The sequence below is a fragment of the Nostoc sp. genome, assembly GCF_036917415.1.
Lineage (GTDB): Bacteria > Cyanobacteriota > Cyanobacteriia > Cyanobacteriales > Nostocaceae > Nostoc.
The window spans coordinates 30,625-50,916 of record NZ_JBALDJ010000127.1 but is presented as its reverse complement, the minus strand read 5'-3'; the positions used below and the strand labels follow the sequence as shown (position 1 = coordinate 50,916).

Here is a 20,292-nt window from a genome sequence, read left to right as displayed (position 1 = left end):
TGCGATCGCTTCATCCACATCCCCTTTGTCGGCGTAGATACCTGCCAATTGGTGCAACGTCGCCGCTTTCCCTTGGACATTACCAATGCGTTCTTCTATTTCCAAAGACTGATTGTAGAGTGCGATCGCTTCATCCACATCCCCTTTGTCGGCGTAGATACCTGCCAATTGGTGCAACGTCGCCGCTTTCCCTTGGACATTACCAATGCGTTCTTTTATTTCCAAAGACTGATTGTAGAGTGCGATCGCTTCATCTACATCCCCTTTGTCGGCGTAGATACCTGCCAGTTGATGCAACGTCGCCGCTTTGTCTTGGACATTACCAATGCGTTCATTTATTTCCAAAGACTGATTGTAGAGTGCGATCGCTTCATCTACATCCCCTTTGTCGGCGTAGATACCTGCCAGTTGATGCAACGTCGCCGCTTTGTCTTGGACATTACCAATGCGTTCATTTATTTCCAAAGACTGATTGTAGAGTGCGATCGCTTCATCCACTTCCCCTTTGTCGCCGTAGAGAATTCCCAGACAGTGCAACGTCGCCGCTTTGCCTTGGACATTACCAATGCGTTCTTTTATTTCCAAAGACTGATTGTAGAGTGCGATCGCTTCATCCACTTCCCCTTTGTCGGCGTAGAGAATTCCTAGACAGTGCAACGTCGCCGCTTTGCCTTGGACATTACCAATGCGTTCTTTTATTTCCAAAGACTGATTGTAGAGTGCGATCGCTTTGTCCCATTATATTGAGATTCCCATTCTTGCTGAATCTTCCTTAATTCTGTACTTTTACCGCATCCCCGATGTCCAGTAAATAAAAGGCTACAAAATTCGGCAGGTTCCAGAAAATCTAAGCGTTTTTTAATAGTATTAATTGCCTCTGTCTTGCGAACTTTTGATAAATTAACATAATAACGTTCAATATCTCTATTAGTCACTAAAGGAGCTACATCACAAACACGAAAAGCAGCTTTAAGAGTATTAGCACGATTAGCGGGTAAGGAACTCATTAGGTATTATTTATATTAATAATTTATATATATTACAGCAGCAAAATTTTAAAGCTTCTTGGCGTTAGAGAACTTTTAGGAATCACTGGCGCTCAACCAGGAGTGTTGAAGTGGTAGTATGTTCAGGAATACCTGGCGCTAGATTACCAACAGAATTGTATAATGTCTCTTGCTCCTTGGCGAAGTGCGATCGCTCATGCACTCCATCGCAACCGCAGCCTTGTTTATGCCCGTTACCTGCAACTAGCAACGCTACAGGCGAATGGTCGCCCCGCTAATCGTACCCTAGTCTTTCGCGGCTTTCTAGAAGATACAAACCAGCTAAAATTTATCACCGATAACCGTAGCGCCAAAGCCGACCAGATACAGCAACAACCTTGGGCAGAAATTTGCTGGTACTTCCCCAATACACGAGAACAATTCCGCGTCACTGGCTATTTAAGCCTAGTAAGCGGTGATGATTTTCACCAGAATTTACAGCCAGCCCGGATCGCAATGTGGCAAGAATTGAGTGATGCGGCGCGCTTACAGTTTGCTTGGCCGCATCCTGGTAAACCCAGAATCCAAGAAGCAGGAGCCTTTGAGCCACCAGCACCCGATCCTGTTGAGCCAGTGGCTAATTTTTGTCTACTGCTACTCGATCCAGTGCAAGTAGACCATTTAGAATTACGCGGCGAACCACAAAATCGATGGCTTTACTGCCGTAATGACCAGCAAGAATGGTCTAGCGAAGCGATTAATCCGTGATTTAGTCAAGAGTTAAAAGATTGACCCTTAACCCTTAAAGTGAAACTAAATGCCAGCACCATCTAGAAATTCCTGGATAGTCTTATCCTTGAGGTTGCACCAGCGAGTATCACGGGTTAGCTCATCCTCTTTCGCTGCTAAACAACCCACTAAAACAGGAGTTTTTTCTGAAGAATTGGTGCGCTGAAGAGTTTGTATTTGTTCTTCCAACGCCTCAATCCGGTCTACTAAAGCACGAATTACTTGAGCTTCTGAATCTGGTAAGTTATTGTGTTCAAGAGGTGAAACCCGAACTCCAGAACGATACATAATGCGCCCAGGCACACCTACCACAGTACAGTCTGAAGGCACATCTCTTAAAACAACAGAACCTGCACCAATGCGGACATTATTGCCAATTTGGATATTGCCCAGTACCTTCGCTCCAGCCCCAACTACGACATTTTCCCCCACAGTAGGATGGCGCTTGCCACATTCTTTACCAGTACCCCCAAGGGTGACACCTTGATAAATTAGGGTATAGTCTCCCACGATCGCAGTTTCACCAATTACTACACCCATCCCGTGGTCAATAAACACACTTTGCCCAATTGTTGCACCAGGGTGGATTTCAATTCCAGTCAAAAACCGAGCCAAGTGAGAAACCAGGCGGGGAATAAAGGGAAGACCAACACTATACAACCAGTGAGCCAGCCTATGGAATAACAGGGCTTGCAAACCAGGGTAACAAAATAAAACTTCCAACCAATTACGGGCAGCTGGGTCACGTTCAAATATGATACGAAAGTCAGCACGTAGTATAGATAGCACGAGATAGCACCCTCGGAAAGCACAACAAGCTACTCTCCCATATTATCCTTTTAGGTGTTACACGTAAAAATTGGGAATGGGGCATTGGGCATTGGGTATTGGTTAGTTCTTTTCCCCCTGCTCTCTACTCCCCACTCTCGACTTCACGGCTTCTCCACTGTCAAAGTATAATCACGCTTGACCCCAGGATTAAATGTACCCACCCAAATCCGATAAGTGCCACTTTTCCAGTTGCGATCGCTAACGCTAGCATCTTTACTTTTGCCAGTATCATCGCCGCAACGAATTGTTGTTTGATCTGGGCCTTGGATAAGTAAAGTAGTGTCGTTGTTGTTGCTATCGACTTGTATTGTTAGCTGGGAAAAGTCCTTTTCCAAAACCATAATGTGATCTGGAGTGGGATCGGCAAAGCCAATACAGGCTTTTTGCTCGCGATCGCGGTTACTTATGGCAGACAATGAGTAAGAACCACCTGTAAACCCCTGCACTGTTCCTTGTGCTGGATTAAAGTTTGTTGATAAATTGAAAGTGCCAAAATTGGCTGTCTGTGCTATTGCAGGGGTAGCTGTGATGGCGGTAAGTATAGCCAACAGCCAACCGCCACGAAACTGAAGTCGGGGGCGACAGTATTTCATAGTAGCCCTCCAACAGGCTTTTAAATTAGTAATGATATATACATATTTTAGTGAAAAAATTCCAGTGAAATTTCAGTTGGGTGTGCCACATTCAAATGTGCCACAGTTAATGTTTTGGAAAGTGGAAAGCTAATTGCTAGGGTATTGTGTAAATTCTTTTTGATGTATTTGATACTCACTGCCACATCGAACCTAAATTTCTAAACCAGCAGCCAGTACCTATCCAAAGATTACAAATACAAATAGCAAATGCTATAGAAAGTGTACGTAAATATCATGGGGCAAAAAAAGGCAGAAGGTTAAAAATTATTTTACCTTCTGCACTTGAGCTTTTGTGAAAATCTCAGGAATTATTGAGTTGGAAAAAAACACCACCTTTGAGCGATCGCGTGTCAGTTCCATAACTACTAACTGTGAGCGATCGCAAATTATCAAAAAACGGTTTCCCTAAGACTTCCACTAGTTTGAGAATCGGTACTTGACGCTCTAACAAATTCTGGCTCTTTGTCCAGTCAAGATATATATAGCCTTGGTTTGGTAGGGGAATTGCAGCGATACTATCTTTGAAATTGGGATTGTCAATTATGGAATTATCCTTAGTTGTGAGAATTTCATCCATCGTCTCCAAGTCAGAGGTGAAAATTTCGTAATTTCCTAAAGTTGTATGCAATCCCTGCACTTTTGTTTCAATGCTGAAGGATGCTCCTTCTTTAGCATCACTTTTTTTAGTAGCCGTGGTTAACTCTGTCCAAGCGGAGATTTTTTGCTTGTCTATAGTTAAGGGATTAATACTGAGTCCATTGGATGAGGCGATCGCATCTAAACGAGCTACACCTTGTTCTACATCCTCAGATTTTTCCACCACAAAAATCCAATGTGGGGTTGTTTCCTCTTTCTCTGGTAACAACGCTATGGCATATTCTCCTTGTACCCAGCTAAAAATATCCTTTGGTAAATTTATACCCCAGCGTTTTTGAACATCCACCAAAGGTTTTGCTAACCGAGAAACCACATCTTCTCCAGAACCATATATAGTTGCTGTTGCTTGTCTCCAGAGTTTGGCTAAATCGCTGTCACCCAAATTACTCAAATTCGAGCCGGAAATTGCTAAACCTGCGGATGCTGGAACATACTGTAATGCTCCCACAGGTTTAGATAGTGGTGTAGATGGAGGGACAATTTCCGATGAAGTCAAAAAGGTAGTTTCTGCCAGCAATCCTTTGGGATTCAACACTAAGGATATGATTTGACTGTTATAAAGTTGTTCTGGTAACTCTAACCCTTGCCATTTTGCCACGATGGGAAGATTCAAGAAAGCTACAGCTAAACCGCCTTTTAGCCGTTCTTTGGTAGCTTTTTGGTATTCGGGTGAGCTAACCAAATTCAGATCGGGCGCTTGGACATTATTGATCGCATCTCGTAGTACTTTCGGATCGTTGGCAAATAACACAAAGTCTTTACCGACAACAGCACCAGCAAGCAAGTCTTGTTCTGGTTGAGAATTGTCAGAAATCAGTTTTATACCTTTGTATTGTTCAACAGCTAAGTTTGCTCCGGCTAACGCTCTTTTAGAAAACAACAATTCGACAAACTCGCGGCTTTTCTGTGGTTGCTTGGTTGCTAATGCCAACAAATACCCTGGCTGTTGTCCATTTTCTGGATCGCGATCGATATCTAAGGTGGTGATAGCTAATGTAATTTCATTCCCTAACCAGGGTTGAATGTCTTGTTTGTAATCTATGCCACTCTTGGCAAATAAACTGGTTTTGAGTTTAGATAGTTCCTCTTCGCGCTCCAACGCCTGCAAACGGTCAGGATTGGTCAATAATGAAACCATTGCAGGGGAAAGTTTCGACACGAATATGGCTGCACCAGGCCCAGAGCTAGAAGCAATCAGGTTAGCCGGACTTTTAGCGAAAAACCAGTAAAAGCCTGCGATCGCAATTACTAGCAGGGCGATCGCCCCAGCGACGAAAAAACCGATAAATGAACGTTGCCTATTCACATTAAACCTATTAAAAAAGACGGTTTACAGCCATTTAAGCAGAAAGCCTAGCAGAATTAATCAACCCTCTTGAGAATGGATGCTGATGTCAAGGCAGAAATTTTCTGTCACCATAAATAGTATTAGGACTATTTACGAAAACCTCATGACAGGGAACTCATGAATCAAATTAGTGTAGAAGAACTGGCGCAACGTCTTTCTTCTAGTGATACAAGTATTCAGCTAGTAGATGTGCGTGAACCACAAGAATTGGCGATCGCTAGCATTGAGGGCTTTGTCAACCTACCTTTAAGTCAATTTGCCCAATGGGGAGATCGAGTACCTACCCTCTTCAATCCCGAAGCCGAAACCTTGGTGTTATGCCATCACGGCATCCGCTCCGCCCAAATGTGCCAGTGGTTAATTGCTCAAGGTTTTACAAATGTGCAAAATATTTCGGGTGGTATTGATGCCTATTCCCAACTAGTAGACCCTTCAATTCCTCAGTATTAGCTTTTGCTCGAATACATCATTCAGATGGAACTTACTCTTCCATCTGACTTTTGCTATGCTAAAGATAGAACTACATCAATGTTAGAGGCTTGCCAGAAAGTTTGGAATTTGGGCATCAAGTACATCTGCACAAAAATGTTGGATTGCTCTAAATTACAGTTTGGCAGTAGCCCCTGGAAACAAATACGTATCTAATAATACTGTTGTGGGCACAAATTTGTGCAAAAGTACGGTTAGAAAGAAGCATCGTAAGGGTACATTATAATCAGCAGCTTTTGCAAAAAAAAGTTGAACTATTATGCCAACCCTACTCTTAAAAATGCTGTATTATATATAAACTTTAAAAATATTTATCATAATAGAGTTATATAATTTGTTACCTTAATAAATTATTAATATTCTCTGTTTTCGATTAAATCCACAAATTTTTTTCAGAGTTTGATTAAAATTTGCCTTCAGCAAAACATACCATAATGGAAGTTCAGTTAACAAATCGACAACAGCATATACTTTGGGCAACGGTACGTCACTACATTGCTACGGCAGAGCCTGTTGGTTCAAAGGCTTTAGTCGAGGAGTACGACCTGGGTGTAAGCTCGGCGACAATTCGCAATGTTATGGGCGTTTTAGAAAAGTCTGGATTGCTCTATCAACCACACGCTTCTGCTGGACGTGTACCTTCAGATTCAGGCTATCGCATTTATGTTGACCAGCTAATTACACCTTCTCTGCGTTCGCGCAGCGTATCGCAGACAGACGCTACGCGGAGCTTGCTTCCACGTTCGCGTAGCGTCCCGCAGGGAAGTGGTACGGAAACTCTAGGTCGAGAAGTAGAGGTGGCACTGCAAAAGCAGCTACAGTGGCAAGATCGGAGTTTAGAAACCCTACTGCAAGGAGCCGCACAAATTTTAGCAACCTTGAGTGGTTGCATTAGCTTGATCACTATGCCGCAAACGACCACAGCGCTATTGCGACATCTGCAATTAGTGCAAATTGAAGCCGGACGAATCATGTTAATTGTCGTAACTGATGGTTACGAGACACATTCTAAATTGATGGATTTGTCACCAACACCAGAAGAAACACAACGAGATTCAGAGGTAATCGATCGCGAGTTGCAGATTGTTTCTAACTTTTTGAATAGTCACCTGCGGGGGCGAAGTCTGTTGGAATTAGCCTACCTCAACTGGAACGAACTAGATCAGGAGTTCCAACGCTACGGGGAATTTTTGAAAAACTCAGTTGCTGAATTGACTCGTCGCACTCTTGCACCAACTGCAACCCAAATTATGGTTCGGGGTGTGTCAGAAGTTTTGCGCCAGCCAGAATTTTCCCAGTTACAGCAAGTACAAACGATTATCCATCTGTTGGAAGAAGAACAAGACCAACTGTGGCGATTAATATTTGAGGAACCAGAACCAGAAGATGGTGGTAAACCAAAAGTAACGGTTCGCATTGGTGCAGAAAATCCATTAGAACCGATACGTACCTGCACCTTGATTTCTTCTAACTATCGCCGAGGTTCGGTACCCGTAGGAAGTGTGGGAGTTTTGGGACCAACGCGTCTAGATTATGAAAGTGCGATCGCAGTAGTAGCATCTGCTGCTGATTACCTCTCAGAAGCTTTCAATTATTTCAATCCTTAATAGGGATTAATCGTATCAGGTTATATTTAGAAACAAGCCACTACGCCTCTAGGTGAGTGAACAATACCATAGCAAGCAGATAGCCGGATTTGTAACGGCAAAATCAATAATTAATACTACTTAAATCTTTTATGCTTAGAAAAATTGCCTTTGGTTTACTGTGGCTGGGATTTGTTGTCTATGCTTTTTTCTTCGCGCCTCCCGATCAACCCGGTACATTCGAGTTAATTAAAAACCTTTCTATCGGCCAGTGGCAAGGTGTTAACCCGTTAGTCATAGCACTATTCAACCTTATGGGCATCTGGCCTCTTATTTACAGCGCAATAGTTTTTATTGATGGTAGAAGACAAAAAATACCTGCTTGGCTGTTTTCTACTGCTTCTTTCGCAGTTGGTGCTTTTGCCTTGTTGCCGTATTTAGCCCTCCGAGAACCAAATAATCAGTTTCTCGGTCAAAAGAATACCTTGCTCAAGCTACTAGATTCTCGTGTAACTGGTTTTGTGTTAACGGTAGCCACGGTTATTCTAGTTGCCTACGGTTTAAGAGCAGGAGATTGGGGCAGTTTTGTGCAAGAGTGGCAAACTAACCGTTTCATCAATGTGATGAGTTTAGATTTTTGTTTACTCTGCCTATTATTTCCCACATTGTTGGGGGATGATATGGCGCGTCGCGGTTGGAAAAATCCGCAGTTTTTCTGGTTAATAACCTTGATACCGCTATTTGGCCCATTGGTTTATTTATCTGTGCGTCCACCTTTGCCGGAAGTGGGTACATCCATATCCAAGCAGCCAGCAACGAATTGAAGAATAAAGTACATTTTTCACAATCCACAATCGTTCGACTGAGCGTAGCCGTTCGCGCAGCGTTCCGCAGGAAAGTCTAAAATCCCAAGTGGTATCACCTAAAGTCCCCCCTTTTTCAAAGGTTTGGGGATTTTCTGTGGGTACGTAAATCCCAAGAGAAAGTTTTTTTATGAAAGTACTTTACAAAACGCAATAAATTCTTTAAGATGTGTAACAGGTAGTCAAACCTACCTAAATTCATCTGAAAATAATCGCATTCATAAAACAATGACAACAGCCTTACAACGTCGCGAAAGCGCCAACGTATGGGATCGATTCTGCGAATGGATCACCAGCACCAATAACCGGATCTACATCGGTTGGTTCGGTGTAGTAATGATCCCCACCCTGCTAGCAGCTACCGCTTGCTTCGTAATCGCCTTCATCGCCGCACCTCCAGTAGACATCGATGGTATCCGCGAACCAGTAGCAGGTTCCTTGATTTACGGAAACAACATCATCTCTGGTGCAGTAGTACCTTCCTCCAACGCCATCGGTTTGCACTTCTACCCAATTTGGGAAGCAGCATCTCTTGATGAGTGGTTGTACAACGGCGGTCCTTACCAACTGGTAATCTTCCACTTCCTGATTGGCGTATTCTGCTACATGGGTCGTGAATGGGAACTATCCTACCGCTTAGGAATGCGCCCTTGGATTGCGATCGCATACTCAGCACCAGTAGCAGCAGCAAGTGCAGTATTCTTGGTATACCCCATCGGACAAGGTTCATTCTCTGATGGTATGCCTTTGGGAATAAGCGGAACATTCAACTTCATGATTGTGTTCCAAGCAGAACACAACATCTTGATGCACCCCTTCCACCAATTAGGTGTAGCAGGTGTATTTGGCGGAAGTTTGTTCAGTGCAATGCACGGATCACTAGTAACTTCTTCTTTGGTTCGTGAAACCACCGAAACCGAGTCCCTTAACTACGGTTACAAATTCGGTCAAGAAGAAGAAACCTACAACATCGTTGCAGCCCACGGCTACTTCGGTCGTCTAATCTTCCAATACGCTTCTTTCAACAACAGCCGTTCATTGCACTTCTTCTTAGCAGCATGGCCTGTAATCGGTATCTGGTTCACCGCCTTGGGTGTCAGCACAATGGCGTTCAACTTGAACGGTTTCAACTTCAACCAATCAATCATTGATTCTGAAGGTCGTGTGATTGCAACTTGGGCAGATGTAATCAACCGGGCTAACCTGGGTATGGAAGTAATGCACGAGCGCAACGCTCACAACTTCCCTCTAGATTTGGCGGCTGGTGATGTTGCTCCTGTAGCTCTAACTGCTCCTGCTATCAACGGTTAATCATAATCTGAGATACGCTCTTGACGCTTTTCTATAAACAGAAGACGCTTTCCCGAAAGGGGGGGCGTTTTTGCATTGGGTTAATTGCTACGTTAAGTAGTGCAAAAATGACCTTTATAGTTGAGAACTTAGGAAATAATTATCAAAAAGTAAATTTTACGGGTAATAATTGCTAGCAGCGCAGATAATTGCTTCAAAGCTCAAGTCTAAGGAGAAGCCAAGAATGATTATACACCGTGGGCGTAAGGTAGTAGCCGCTTTGTTGCTGTCAGTGGTCCTACTGACAACAGCCTGTAGCCCAAAAGCACCTGGACGTTTTGACCAGGTGCAAAAAGAAAGCACTCAACAAAAAAAGGGTCAATCAGTCGCTAAGACTGCAACTCAAGGTAGCGAATTTAATAAGCTTTTCCCTGATGCAGGTGATGGCTACCAGCGCGTCTATACCCAAGAGAAAAAAGGCTTTGCGGAAGCGAAGTTGAAAAAAGGCGGTAAAGATATAGCATTGCTGTCTATTTCTGATACTACTAGTACGCCTAGTGCAGCAGCAAAGTTCTCGAAAAGCACCAAAAAAATTGGCGGTTATCCCGCAATAGAACTTGGTAAGACGCAAACTGCAATTTTGGTAGGTAAGTACCAAGTAAAAGCACTTTCTCGCGATCCGTCATTTACAGCTAGCGATCGCGCAGATTGGTTAGAGAAGTTTAATCTTAATCGTCTAGCTAACCTGAAATGATTTGTACTACAAACATTTAGATAACAAAACCCAAATCAGGAGATTTTTGTGAGCAAATCAATTTTTGAGTTGGTCGATCAATTACCAACCGGCGGCTTGACTGTTTCTCTGTTAAAGTCCCTTGATTTTGTTGCTCCTGGAGAGTGGCAAAATACCGTCGGCTTTGTCAACACTATTAAGAAAGTCACTGGCGAAGACGACGAAGATTTAATTCAGCAAATTGGCGAAAGAGCGATTTATCTATTCAACGACAAATCCCAAGGATACCAAACAGCCTTATGGTTATATCAAACTGTTGATAGTACAGATAAAGCACTTGGTGCAGCAGCTTTAGCTAACAAAGTCGGTGAAAAAATTCCTTTATTGGGTTTTTTAAACTCTGTCACTCCCAAACCTGATAAAGCCCAAACTATCGATCTAACATTAAAATTAGTGGCTGAGTTGGTAGCCTTCTGTCAAATTAACGGCATTCCTGGAGACAGTATTGGGGATTTTGTCGCTTCTTTAGGTGAGTATAGTGGTGAGTCATTGATCCGGATGGTGGCGTTAGTTTGCGTTGATGGTTTGATACCTTTGGGCCCAGATTTTATCAGCAAAGCGATATCTGGTCTGAATCAAACAAATCCACAGGAGTTAGAACAAAACTCGACTTTCCAAAACATCAAAGATGTGATTCCAGGTAACAATTCTGCTGGAAAACTCAACTTTATCGGCGAAAGCTTTGACTCAGTTAAAGGTTGGATGAGTGGGTTAGTTAGCGCCAATAATTTAACGCCGCAAAAGGTTGTCCACAACTTGCAAAGTTTTACCGATATTGCTGATGACAAGTTGGACTACCTCGCAGCATTCCTGGATGTAGCAACAAATTATTATGAGCACACTGGCACACAAACTTTAGCACATCGCTTGATTGAACGAGCGGTGGCTGAGATTTAGGTTGATGGTAAGTGGGGACTGGGAAGATTTCCCAATCTCCAATTCCTATTGGGGTAAATGCAAATCTGCTGCGATCGCATATAAGTAAGGTTGAAAAATAGCCAAGTTTTCTAGTTTATCAAACTTCCCTGTTTGCGTACCTGTGTCAAATGCAGTAGTAATTACGTAAAGTTTACTGCCATCAAAGGCAACATGACCGATATGTTGCTCTTGTACTCCACCTTGTTGCTTAAGTCCGACGAACCCATAGCGGATTCCCTGAAGCTTACCAATGGGTACTGGTTGCAGTGGGTAGGCTGAGAAAATAATCTTTTTTCCATATTCACCCTGACGATCTTTGGCAAACGCAGCGTAGTGGTCTACAACCCAAGTCTTAAGTACTGGTAATAACTGGGTTTGGTACTTGGAACTTTGGTAGTCTATTAGAGAAGCAGTTGGAATACCAGCTGCTAAAAGTTTCTTTCGGAAATCTTCATTGTTTGCTAATGGGTAAATGTTAATCTCAACTGTACCCAAACGTTTTTCTTTGGAAGAGACACACAACAGGGGTGCATTTCCTTCACAGGGAGCAACTTGCCAGTTAGTTGGAGCAGCAGCATTTCCCAGAATTTTCTGCCAGATATTTCCCTGATTAGAGTTGGGAAATTTTGCAACGGTAGGAGTTTTTACTACTTTGGGTGGAGAAAATTGGGGTAGAACAAACTTGGCTCCCACCGGTATTGATACCAGTAAAATAGAGCCTAGTAATAAATGATAAAGTCGTAACATTTTTTTCAAAATCCAGAGCCAGGGATTGCAGACTAATGATATCTACAATACTTTAGGGATATGGAGGAAGAATACATTTATATTGCTGTGAATTCCGCAAATGGAATTCAACAAACTATAGCGCTTCTTTGTGGAATTAGATACAAGGTAGGGGCGCATAGCTAGCTGTCATTGGTGTCAACTTAACGTATAAGCTAGATTTGGCGAACTTTCCAGGTTTGACCCTCACCCCCAACCCCTCTCCCAAAATTGGGAGAGGGGAGCAAATTCTCTAGTTCCCCGAATCCCAAGTTGGGAGAAGGGTAGTCAATTTTAAAGTCCCTCTCCCAAGCTTGGGAGAGGGATTTAGGGTGAGGGTAGTTAGTAGCGCTGTATTGGCTTTTAGCGCGACTAAGAACAGTGTTGTTTATTGATTGATGTATGTCTAATGACTTGTGGCTTGCCGGAGGTATGGCAACAATGAAGAGATGCTGGCTGGATATTAAATCGAAGGGCAAATTTGCTTGGACTTTTTAATTGAAGCGAGAACGTTGTTGACGACGTTGCTTGTGCCTAGCAATTGCTTTACGCTTCTCTTTTTCTATGGGGGTTTCAAAGTGACGCTTTTTTCTCATATCTTGGAAAATTCCTGCTTTAGAAACTTCCCGTTTAAATCTTCTTAAGGCTGATTCAATACCTTCATTCTCCCCTAAAACTACTTGTGTCATTCTCATTCCTCCTTAATGTGGATGAATAGTTCAAGACTAGATACAAAATAAAATATTCCAGCAGAATGGAGCCTTTGGCTTTATCTGCTGGAGACTCTAAATGTGAAATTCTCAGGAATCGACTTAGTAGCGATTATTGTTGCGGCGGGCATTATTACCGCCACCCCAACTACCACGAGAGGAGTTACTTCTTTCCTCACGAGGTTTAGCTTTGTTCACTTTCAAATCACGTCCCATCCACTCAGCACCATCAAGTGCATCAATGGCAGCTTGTTCTTGCGTGTCTGATTCCATTTCCACAAAAGCAAACCCACGCGGCCGGCCTGTTTCCCGATCTGTGGGTAGTTGAACACGATTTACTGTTCCGTATTCTGCAAAAGCCTGCTTTAGGTCATCTTCTGTAACCTGATAGGACAGGTTTCCGACGTAAATTGACATAGAAATCTCCGAATTCAGGGAGTGTAGAGAGTTAAATTCGGAGAGACGGTTTTTAGAAATCAAAACGAGTTACTCGACCGAAAATAATCTTTATGTCCATGAGTGTAGCACAGCATTCAGCCTTTGAATATTGTCTGATAGTGAATTTTATTCACAAATCAAACCTTTAAGGAAGGTTTGCAGACTTTCTAAAGACTGGCTTTTGTTGCTTGTACTTGTACTATAAAAGTTACACTTTTAATCGGAGATCGTAATTAACTCGCGATCGCCCAAATATTTAGTGTTTTTAAAATTAAGCCGTGGACTTAAGGGGCAAAGATTATTATTGGTAACACGATTAATCATACCACGAGCGACTGTCTTAAAAGCAAATTAAAGCAAATTAAAAAATATTCATCTTCCAGTACCCCGTTAGCTATGGTCAAACTGCGCTAAGATACCTTCTGCTTTTTTACATAGTACTTCGTGATATTCCCCATTACTAGCTAGCAAACCTCCCCATTGATTGATATCACCAGTGTTATACTGCAACGGAGTGCCGTCGAAGTGGGTAAATTTACCACCAGCTTCTGTTAAAATCAATTCTGGAGCGGCTATATCCCAGTCTTTGGGCGCAGACTTGCCGGAAAGGGAAATGTAGATATCTGCCTGTTGCTCGACAATGGTGGCGATTTTGCAGCCTACACTACCCACAGATTTCTGGTTTTGACAGGGTAAATTGTGTAGTAAACGATCTAACCGTTGGTTGCGGTGAGAGCGACTAACGACTAAGGTTAAATCTTCAACTCGTTTGCCTGACGACACTTTTAAAGGAACAGATCCGTTACGGGTTTCTACAAATGTACCCCCGCCTTTGGTAGCATAATATAACTTTTGAGCCTCTGGTACTGCCACCACTGCCAACACTGGGCGTGTTTCCTTGACTAAAGCAATGTGAACTGCATAGTCGCCAGTTTTTTCGATAAAGTCTCGCGTACCATCCAAAGGGTCAATTATCCATATCCAAGGGACAAAAGGCTTTTTACTACTACTAGGCGATTGATAAGTTTCTTCGCTGATGTAAGCAAAATCTTCGTTACCTAAAGTTGCTTGTAGCCTCTGCAAAATGTATTGACTCACAGCTACATCGGCAACAGTGACAGGCTCATTCTGCTTATATTGGACTTCTAAGTTAGGGTTTTTTGCAGTGCCGTGGTAATACGATCGCAGTATATCTGCTGCGCCCCAACCTACCTCACGAGCGATCGCTAATATTTCTTGTAAATCTTTCATTAATTTGACCTGAATTAAAAATATGTATAACGTGATTCGGGAGGCACAGCGATACTTATTTTAACTAATTACGAATTACGAATTACGAATTATTTTAAATTCATCCAGCACCGAGTACCAAAAAATTTACAGGAATCAGCAGCAATATTAGCTGCCAGTGCCAGTGCATCAATAAAGCTTTGCCTTAAAATGTAATGACAGAAAGCACCGTGGAAAATATCTCCAGCCCCTAATGTATCAACTGCTTGAATCTGCGGCACATCTACGATACCAGTTTTAGTGCCACTCAAGTATTCAATTGGTTCTTGCCCGTGGGTAATGGCAATATGAGGAATGTCAAATCCACTGAGATAACTAAAAACGTCTTCTCCAGTCTGGCAGTTGGGGGGATAAAAATTAGCTGAACAGATGGCGTAATCCACAAATGACAGAATTTGCTCAAATCCAGGCTTCCAACTACCAGCATCGATCGCGACTGGGATATTATTGGCTTTAGCCATTTGAACTATGGAATCACTAACCGCCATCTGATGTCCATCAATCAGTACGATATCGACATTTTGCAAAATATCTGGCGGGATAGATGCGCTGCTAGCTTGAGTTTTGACAGCATTGATCGAAACCACAGCGCGTTCACCTGTGGCTTGAGTGACAACGATCGAAGATACAGGCGGTACTAAATCAGTGGTAGGCTCAAGGTCTGCGATCGCAACTTTGTAATTTGCCAAGTCACCTCGAATTAGCTGCGTAATTGGGTGAGAACCCACTACACCTAAGACTGTAGCCTGATTTCCTAAATAATTGAAAGTTACAGCCGCGTTTGTTGCTGGACCCCCTGCCGCTACAGTATAGTCAGTAGCGACAATCTTCTGATTATTCTTAGGGGCAGAGTCAGCAAGGTAAATCAAATCTAAAGTTATTAAACCTACAAATAATCCACGATTCATCTGCTCTTTCGTTCAAAATTCAATTCTGAATTCTGGCTCCTGACTCCTGAATTCTTTCTTAATAAATGGGTATGGCTCTTGGCGACTGATAACATCGATTGCTGTCTTCAACCAATCAATATAAGTCTCTTCTCTTCGGATTACCAACTCCAGCACCAGCCTTTGCATCACCTGCTTGCGGTTGGCAGATTCATCACCGACTGATGGCAAATCGATGGTTTCACATTCAGTCAGTTTTTTGCTTCGAGCCGCCAATTGTTGCTCCAGTAGGTGAATGATGGTTTCATTCGACAACTGATCTGCAAAATGCAACTGGACGAGTAAAGGTTCTCTTATAGTCGGTAAGGGCTGATGAATCCCTAGCCATCGGCTAAATTCGGCTTTCCCTAGCTCCGTCACACTGTAGACTTTGCGGTTGGGGCGATCGTGTTGAATCTCAATGTTACAGGTAATCCAGCCTTGCTCAACTAGCTTATCAAGAGTTCTGTAAATTTGTGCCTGATCTGCTGGCCATAAATGGGCAATGCATTGATCGAAGCAGCTCGTTTTCAGGTCGTAGCCCGTCATTTCTTGCTGCTGAAGAAGACCTAAAATTACATTTGCTAGCGACATGAAGATGGTTTTCCCATAATTGATATTTTCTCGCTCAGTTCTACACTATGTACTTCTCACTAATTTTATGCTAATATATGATTAATCAAATATAAGATATAACGGTTATAAAAAAATATGTTAATTATAATGCTTCTTAGCAAGGAAACCAAATACATAAAAAACTCCATTCACAAGGGCATGGGGAAGAGTTACCAACTCCCTTCAGGAGTGCTGTTAGCGGATAGCTAGGGTTGAGCTAGTGCTGAGTAGGGAAGAAGGGAATAGGTTACAGGGTACAAATTATTCCCTATCTCCTGTAACTTCTCGCCCAATGACGCCAGTGCCCAATTCTCAATGCTTAGAAATTATTTAAGCCATTGAAGACTATTGTAACGAGAGGATAAGTAACATTGACTTCTAACACACTTACACAAAGAATACGTCAGCATCAATATCTGCGTGATTTACGAAACAAATTACTCTACCTTCACAAGATGTTGCTGGAGACAGAACGCATTGCCTACGAACAGATTAGTGGACGAGTATCAAGTGCAGAACTTCTTCAGCTAGTCATCGCTCACGAACAATTTGCTTGGCTACATCGCATTTCTGAGATGGTTGTGCAAGTTGATGAAATGCTCCAAGCAGATGAACCGATATTGCTGGAGGATTTCCAAAAATTGATTGCTGATGTCCGTACACTCATTGTACCGTTAGAGACGGGCAATACCTTCGAGAGAAAGTATTACAACGCTCTCCAGCGCGAACCTGGTGCTGTGTTGGCACATGCAGAGATATCCAAATTTCTCACGTCTAAGGTTTAAAGGACTTGCAAAAAATCAATATCCCAAATTATTTGTAGTGGGGGCACGGTATGCCCATTGGTGTCAACTTAACGTATAAGCTAGATTTGGCGAACTATTCCAGGTTTGACCCTCACCCCCAGCCCCTCTCCCAAAATTGGGAGAGGGGAGCAAATTCTCTAGTTCCCCTTCTCCGAACTTGGGAGAAGGGGTTAGGGGATGAGGGCAAAACGTCCTCTCAAAGCAGATTTTTTCTTAAGTTGACACGTATGCGGTATGCCGTGCCCCTACGATGGGATGTTTTTTAACTGGAAGTCCCTAAAGGTAAGATTTTTATAAGCGATCGCTAATTTACCCAAAAAGTGCTGAGTAAAAAAGTAAGAATCGTACTCAGCACTCATCAATTAACTGCTACCAAAGGCTGAGGTCTTTCAGCTTTATGCCATACCGATTGACCTGTCAGCAGTTCTACAACATCTAATCAATGACTAATGACCCATTTGCACCAGTTATTGGACAACAGCAAGCTATAGAATTACTTACTCAGGCTGTCAGACAAAACCGGGTTCCTCCAGCCTACTTATTTGTGGGGCCAGATGGTGTAGGCAGGAGTTTAGCAGCCAGATGCTTTGTGGAATTGCTATTTTCTAGTGGGATGGGAGTTACTGCATCTTTACAAAATCGTTTGCGTCAAGGCAACCATCCAGCTTTATTGTGGGTGCAACCAACATACCAATACCAGGGACAACGATTAACAGCAACAGAAGCAGCCGAGAAAGGACTCAAGCGTAAAGCACCTCCGGTAATTCGACTAGAGCAAATTCGGGAAATTACCGAGTTTTTAGGTCGTCCGCCCTTGGAAGCGCCGAGAAATGTGGTAGTGCTGCAAGAAGCCCAAACAATGGCAGAAGCCGCAGCGAATGCTTTACTTAAAACCTTGGAAGAACCGGGACAGGCAACATTAATTTTAATTGCACCAACACCTGAATCTGTGTTGCCGACTTTGGTATCACGCTGTCAACGCATTCCTTTTTATCGCTTAGATGCACAGTCTTTGGCTGTTGTACTCACACAAACAGGTCATCAGGAAATTTTGCAAAATCAGGCAGTATTGAGCATAGCAGCTGGTAGTGCTGGAAGTGCGATCGCATCTTATGAGCAATTACAAGCTATTCCCCCTGAGTTACTTGAAGACTTGAAAAAAGCGCCTAAATCTTACCGTAACGCTTTAGAGTTAGCCAAAAAAATTGAAAAGGATTTAGATACAGAAGCACAACTATGGTTAGTTGATTATCTTCAGCAATTCTACTGGCAGCAGTGGCATCAATCTAGTATCATTAACCAGTTAGAAGAATCTCGAAAACACTTGCTTTCTTACGCTCAACCACGACTAGTTTGGGAATGTCTGCTTTTATCTGTGTATCAAAAATCAAATTCTATTTCTCCTACTCATCGCTGAGTGCGATTGCATTTCTATAGTTCCTCATCAAAGCCTCAGTACAATATTTAATTAATTCGTAGCAAAATAAATTAAGCAAAACTCTGCGTTACTTTGCGTCCCTCTGCGTTTAAAAACATTGGACTTCTTGCATGAATCAATGAGCTTTCACCCTAAATCCCTCTCCCAAGCTTGGGAGAGGGATTTAGGGTGAGGACTCCCCTTCTCCCAATATTGGGAGAAGGGGTTGGGGGATGAGGGCGAATTTTGCATTTGTGCAAGAGGTCTATTACAATTTCTTGTTCAATCTCTATCGTCAAGTTCATAGCCAGTGAAGGTATTGTAATAAAAGCGATTCCTGAATAAAACAAAAAATTTATATGACCTCAGTTGATTCTAGCAAGCACAAAAAAGCCAGAGCCTTAAAACCTACCAGTCGCCGCCCTGCCAAAGAACTCTGTAGCGAGTGCGGACTATGTGATACATACTATATTCACTATGTCAAGGAAGCCTGCGCTTTTATTAATCAGCAAATAGGCGAACTTGAAGAAGAAACGCACAGGCGATCGCGCCATCTCGAAAACCCCAATGAACTCTACTTTGGTGTTCATCAAGACATGATAGCGGCGAAGAAACAACAACCCATCGAAGGCGCACAATGGACGGGTATTGTTAGCAGCATTGCCATTGAAATGCTTAATCGCGGCTTAGTTGAAGGTGTAGTCTGCGTGCAAAACACCAAAGAAGACCGCTTTCAACCCATGCCCGTCATCGCCCGTACTCCAGAAGAAATACTAGCAGCACGAGTAAATAAACCAACGCTTTCTCCGAACCTTTCGGTATTAGAACAGGTGGAAAAATCGGGGATGAAGCGGCTGTTGGTAATTGGTGTTGGTTGCCAAATCCAGGCATTACGAGCCGTAGAAAAACAACTTGGTTTAGAAAAGCTGTATGTTTTGGGTACGCCCTGCGTAGATAACGTTAACCGCGCTGGATTGCAAAAATTCTTAGAAACCACCAGCCGTTCGCCTGATACAGTTGTGCATTACGAATTCATGCAAGACTTCCGGGTTCATTTCAAACATGAAGATGGCTCATCAGAAACAGTGCCTTTCTTTGGCTTGAAGACCAACAAACTCAAAGATGTCTTTGCCCCATCTTGTATGAGTTGCTTTGATTACGTCAACTCCCTAGCTGATTTAGTTGTTGGTTATATGGGCGCACCCTTCGGTTGGCAATGGATTGTAGTTAGAAATGACACTGGTAAGGAAATGCTGGATTTAGTGAAAGACCAGTTAGATACTCAAGCTGTGATGTCTAAAGGCAACCGCAAAGAAGCCGTACAGCAAAGTATTCCCGCTTACGATAAAGGCGTAACCCTACCGATGTGGGCAGCAAAACTGATGGGTGTGGTAATCGAAAAAATCGGCCCCAAGGGTCTAGAATATGCGCGATTTTCCATTGATTCTCACTTTACTCGCAATTATTTGTATGTGAAGCGGAATCATCCAGAGAAATTAGAAGCGCACGTTCCAGAGTTTGCCAAGCGCATTGTTGGGCAATATAAATTACCAGAATAGAAGAGGGACTGGGGCATTGGACATTGGGAAGAGACAGGGAAGACAAGGGAGAGGGGGAAGACAAGGAAAAAACTTGTTTAATAATTCTCCCTTGTCCCCTTTTCTCCCACCCCCCATTCCCCACTTCCCCTTACTGCTGACTCAACTCGATAATATTCCCATCTGGGTCTTGAGTGAACAGGGCAGCGCGACCGGAGGCGCTGGCTTGAATGGGATAATTATGATTGAGGAATTCCTGTTTGGCGGCGTCTAAGTCAGTTACTGTGAAGGCGACGTGAGGATTACGTCCCCATTTTTCGTTTGGGTTTTCCGTGGGAACAGTGGTTGCAACTATCAGGTGAATTTGATAGTCGCCAACTTGATACCATGCACCAGCATAGTTTAGGGAACGATCTATTTTAGATAATCCCAATACTTTCCCATAAAAATGTTCAGAGCGTTCTAAGTCAGTCACAAGAATCGCTGTATGGAGACTTTGGGTAATCTGCATTGTCGGTAAGATGCGATCGCGTTTATTTAGATTTTGGCGTAGTTTGAACTCTTTCGGGGAGCAGAGGAGAAATAACCATGTCCAATGACAA

22 protein-coding genes are annotated in these 20,292 nt (G+C 42.9%); 10 read left to right on the top strand and 12 right to left on the bottom strand.

What is annotated here, in order from left to right; genetic code table 11:
* Both V7K41_RS31565 and V7K41_RS31560 read right to left on the bottom strand, forming a co-directional pair.
* The coding region (locus V7K41_RS31565) for a tetratricopeptide repeat protein (RefSeq protein WP_334854443.1) at positions 1-705 on the bottom strand (705 nt) is incomplete at its 3' end.
* A complete protein-coding gene (locus V7K41_RS31560; protein WP_334854442.1) occupies positions 696-1,007 on the bottom strand; it encodes a hypothetical protein in 312 nt (103 codons plus the stop codon). The genes V7K41_RS31565 and V7K41_RS31560, both read right to left, overlap by 10 nt.
* 162 nt (positions 1,008-1,169) lie before the next feature.
* Here V7K41_RS31560 and V7K41_RS31555 point away from each other — a divergent pair, with 162 nt between their 5' ends.
* Positions 1,170-1,754, top strand: coding sequence for an Npun_F5749 family FMN-dependent PPOX-type flavoprotein (locus tag V7K41_RS31555; RefSeq protein ID WP_334854441.1), 585 nt, complete (start codon positions 1,170-1,172; stop codon positions 1,752-1,754).
* Positions 1,755-1,799: 45 nt separating this feature from the next.
* On the opposite strand, the gene cysE is transcribed toward V7K41_RS31555, so the two are convergent.
* The 3 genes from cysE to V7K41_RS31540 form a co-directional block, all read right to left on the bottom strand.
* Entirely contained in the window at positions 1,800-2,564 is a 765-nt protein-coding gene (cysE, locus tag V7K41_RS31550; protein WP_334854440.1) for a serine O-acetyltransferase, read from the bottom strand.
* Positions 2,565-2,707: 143 nt separating this feature from the next.
* Positions 2,708-3,199, bottom strand: a complete 492-nt coding sequence (locus V7K41_RS31545) for a hypothetical protein (RefSeq protein WP_334854439.1) — start codon at positions 3,197-3,199, stop codon at positions 2,708-2,710.
* Positions 3,200-3,542: 343 nt separating this feature from the next.
* Positions 3,543-5,204 carry a DUF3352 domain-containing protein gene (locus V7K41_RS31540; RefSeq protein ID WP_334854438.1) on the bottom strand — a complete coding sequence of 554 codons (1,662 nt, stop codon included), beginning with the start codon at positions 5,202-5,204 and terminating at the stop codon, positions 3,543-3,545.
* A gap of 159 nt (positions 5,205-5,363) precedes the next feature.
* Here V7K41_RS31540 and V7K41_RS31535 point away from each other — a divergent pair, with 159 nt between their 5' ends.
* The 6 genes from V7K41_RS31535 to V7K41_RS31510 all read left to right on the top strand — a co-directional run bounded on the left by V7K41_RS31535 (position 5,364) and on the right by V7K41_RS31510 (position 11,164).
* On the top strand, positions 5,364-5,696 hold the full coding sequence (locus tag V7K41_RS31535) for a rhodanese-like domain-containing protein (protein WP_334854437.1): 333 nt from the start codon (positions 5,364-5,366) through the stop codon (positions 5,694-5,696).
* Between the two features lie 473 nt (positions 5,697-6,169).
* Positions 6,170-7,342, top strand: a complete 1,173-nt coding sequence (locus V7K41_RS31530; RefSeq protein WP_334854436.1) for an HrcA family transcriptional regulator — start codon at positions 6,170-6,172, stop codon at positions 7,340-7,342.
* Between the two features lie 131 nt (positions 7,343-7,473).
* Entirely contained in the window at positions 7,474-8,145 is a 672-nt protein-coding gene (locus tag V7K41_RS31525) for a DUF2834 domain-containing protein (RefSeq protein WP_334854435.1), read from the top strand.
* A 267-nt stretch (positions 8,146-8,412) separates the two neighbouring features.
* Positions 8,413-9,495 carry a photosystem II q(b) protein gene (gene psbA / locus V7K41_RS31520; protein ID WP_334854434.1) on the top strand — a complete coding sequence of 361 codons (1,083 nt, stop codon included), beginning with the start codon at positions 8,413-8,415 and terminating at the stop codon, positions 9,493-9,495.
* A 223-nt stretch (positions 9,496-9,718) separates the two neighbouring features.
* Positions 9,719-10,228 carry a hypothetical protein gene (locus V7K41_RS31515; RefSeq protein ID WP_334854433.1) on the top strand — a complete coding sequence of 170 codons (510 nt, stop codon included), beginning with the start codon at positions 9,719-9,721 and terminating at the stop codon, positions 10,226-10,228.
* Between the two features lie 48 nt (positions 10,229-10,276).
* Positions 10,277-11,164 carry a hypothetical protein gene (locus V7K41_RS31510; RefSeq protein WP_334854432.1) on the top strand — a complete coding sequence of 296 codons (888 nt, stop codon included), beginning with the start codon at positions 10,277-10,279 and terminating at the stop codon, positions 11,162-11,164.
* A 45-nt stretch (positions 11,165-11,209) separates the two neighbouring features.
* Here the strand turns inward: V7K41_RS31510 and V7K41_RS31505 are convergent, their stop codons facing one another.
* From V7K41_RS31505 to V7K41_RS31480, 6 genes are all read right to left on the bottom strand, one after another.
* The gene (locus V7K41_RS31505; protein ID WP_334854431.1) at positions 11,210-11,932 is read right to left on the bottom strand and encodes a hypothetical protein; all 723 of its coding nucleotides are present in this window, start codon (positions 11,930-11,932) and stop codon (positions 11,210-11,212) included.
* A 512-nt stretch (positions 11,933-12,444) separates the two neighbouring features.
* Positions 12,445-12,639, bottom strand: coding sequence for a 30S ribosomal protein S21 (rpsU, locus tag V7K41_RS31500; RefSeq protein WP_069073011.1), 195 nt, complete (start codon positions 12,637-12,639; stop codon positions 12,445-12,447).
* Positions 12,640-12,762: 123 nt separating this feature from the next.
* On the bottom strand, positions 12,763-13,077 hold the full coding sequence (locus tag V7K41_RS31495) for an RNA recognition motif domain-containing protein (RefSeq protein ID WP_292779617.1): 315 nt from the start codon (positions 13,075-13,077) through the stop codon (positions 12,763-12,765).
* A 411-nt stretch (positions 13,078-13,488) separates the two neighbouring features.
* Positions 13,489-14,349: a 3'(2'),5'-bisphosphate nucleotidase CysQ family protein gene (locus V7K41_RS31490; RefSeq protein ID WP_334854430.1), complete on the bottom strand. Its 861-nt coding sequence runs from the start codon at positions 14,347-14,349 to the stop codon at positions 13,489-13,491.
* An 89-nt stretch (positions 14,350-14,438) separates the two neighbouring features.
* Positions 14,439-15,296 carry a sugar kinase gene (locus tag V7K41_RS31485; protein WP_334854429.1) on the bottom strand — a complete coding sequence of 286 codons (858 nt, stop codon included), beginning with the start codon at positions 15,294-15,296 and terminating at the stop codon, positions 14,439-14,441.
* Positions 15,297-15,308: 12 nt separating this feature from the next.
* On the bottom strand, positions 15,309-15,908 hold the full coding sequence (locus tag V7K41_RS31480) for a PadR family transcriptional regulator (RefSeq protein ID WP_334854428.1): 600 nt from the start codon (positions 15,906-15,908) through the stop codon (positions 15,309-15,311).
* Between the two features lie 392 nt (positions 15,909-16,300).
* On the opposite strand from V7K41_RS31480, the gene V7K41_RS31475 reads away from it, so the two are divergent.
* From V7K41_RS31475 to V7K41_RS31465, 3 genes are all read left to right on the top strand, one after another.
* Positions 16,301-16,714, top strand: coding sequence for a hypothetical protein (locus V7K41_RS31475; protein WP_334854427.1), 414 nt, complete (start codon positions 16,301-16,303; stop codon positions 16,712-16,714).
* A 463-nt stretch (positions 16,715-17,177) separates the two neighbouring features.
* Complete coding sequence (locus tag V7K41_RS31470; RefSeq protein WP_334854426.1) at positions 17,178-18,152, top strand: DNA polymerase III subunit delta'; 975 nt, start codon at positions 17,178-17,180, stop codon at positions 18,150-18,152.
* A 359-nt stretch (positions 18,153-18,511) separates the two neighbouring features.
* Positions 18,512-19,711, top strand: coding sequence for a Coenzyme F420 hydrogenase/dehydrogenase, beta subunit C-terminal domain (locus V7K41_RS31465; RefSeq protein WP_334854425.1), 1,200 nt, complete (start codon positions 18,512-18,514; stop codon positions 19,709-19,711).
* Between the two features lie 130 nt (positions 19,712-19,841).
* On the opposite strand, the gene V7K41_RS31460 is transcribed toward V7K41_RS31465, so the two are convergent.
* Positions 19,842-20,201 (bottom strand): VOC family protein, encoded by a 360-nt coding sequence (locus V7K41_RS31460; RefSeq protein WP_334854445.1) that lies wholly within the window; start codon positions 20,199-20,201, stop codon positions 19,842-19,844.
* Between the last annotated feature and the right edge of the window lie 91 nt (positions 20,202-20,292).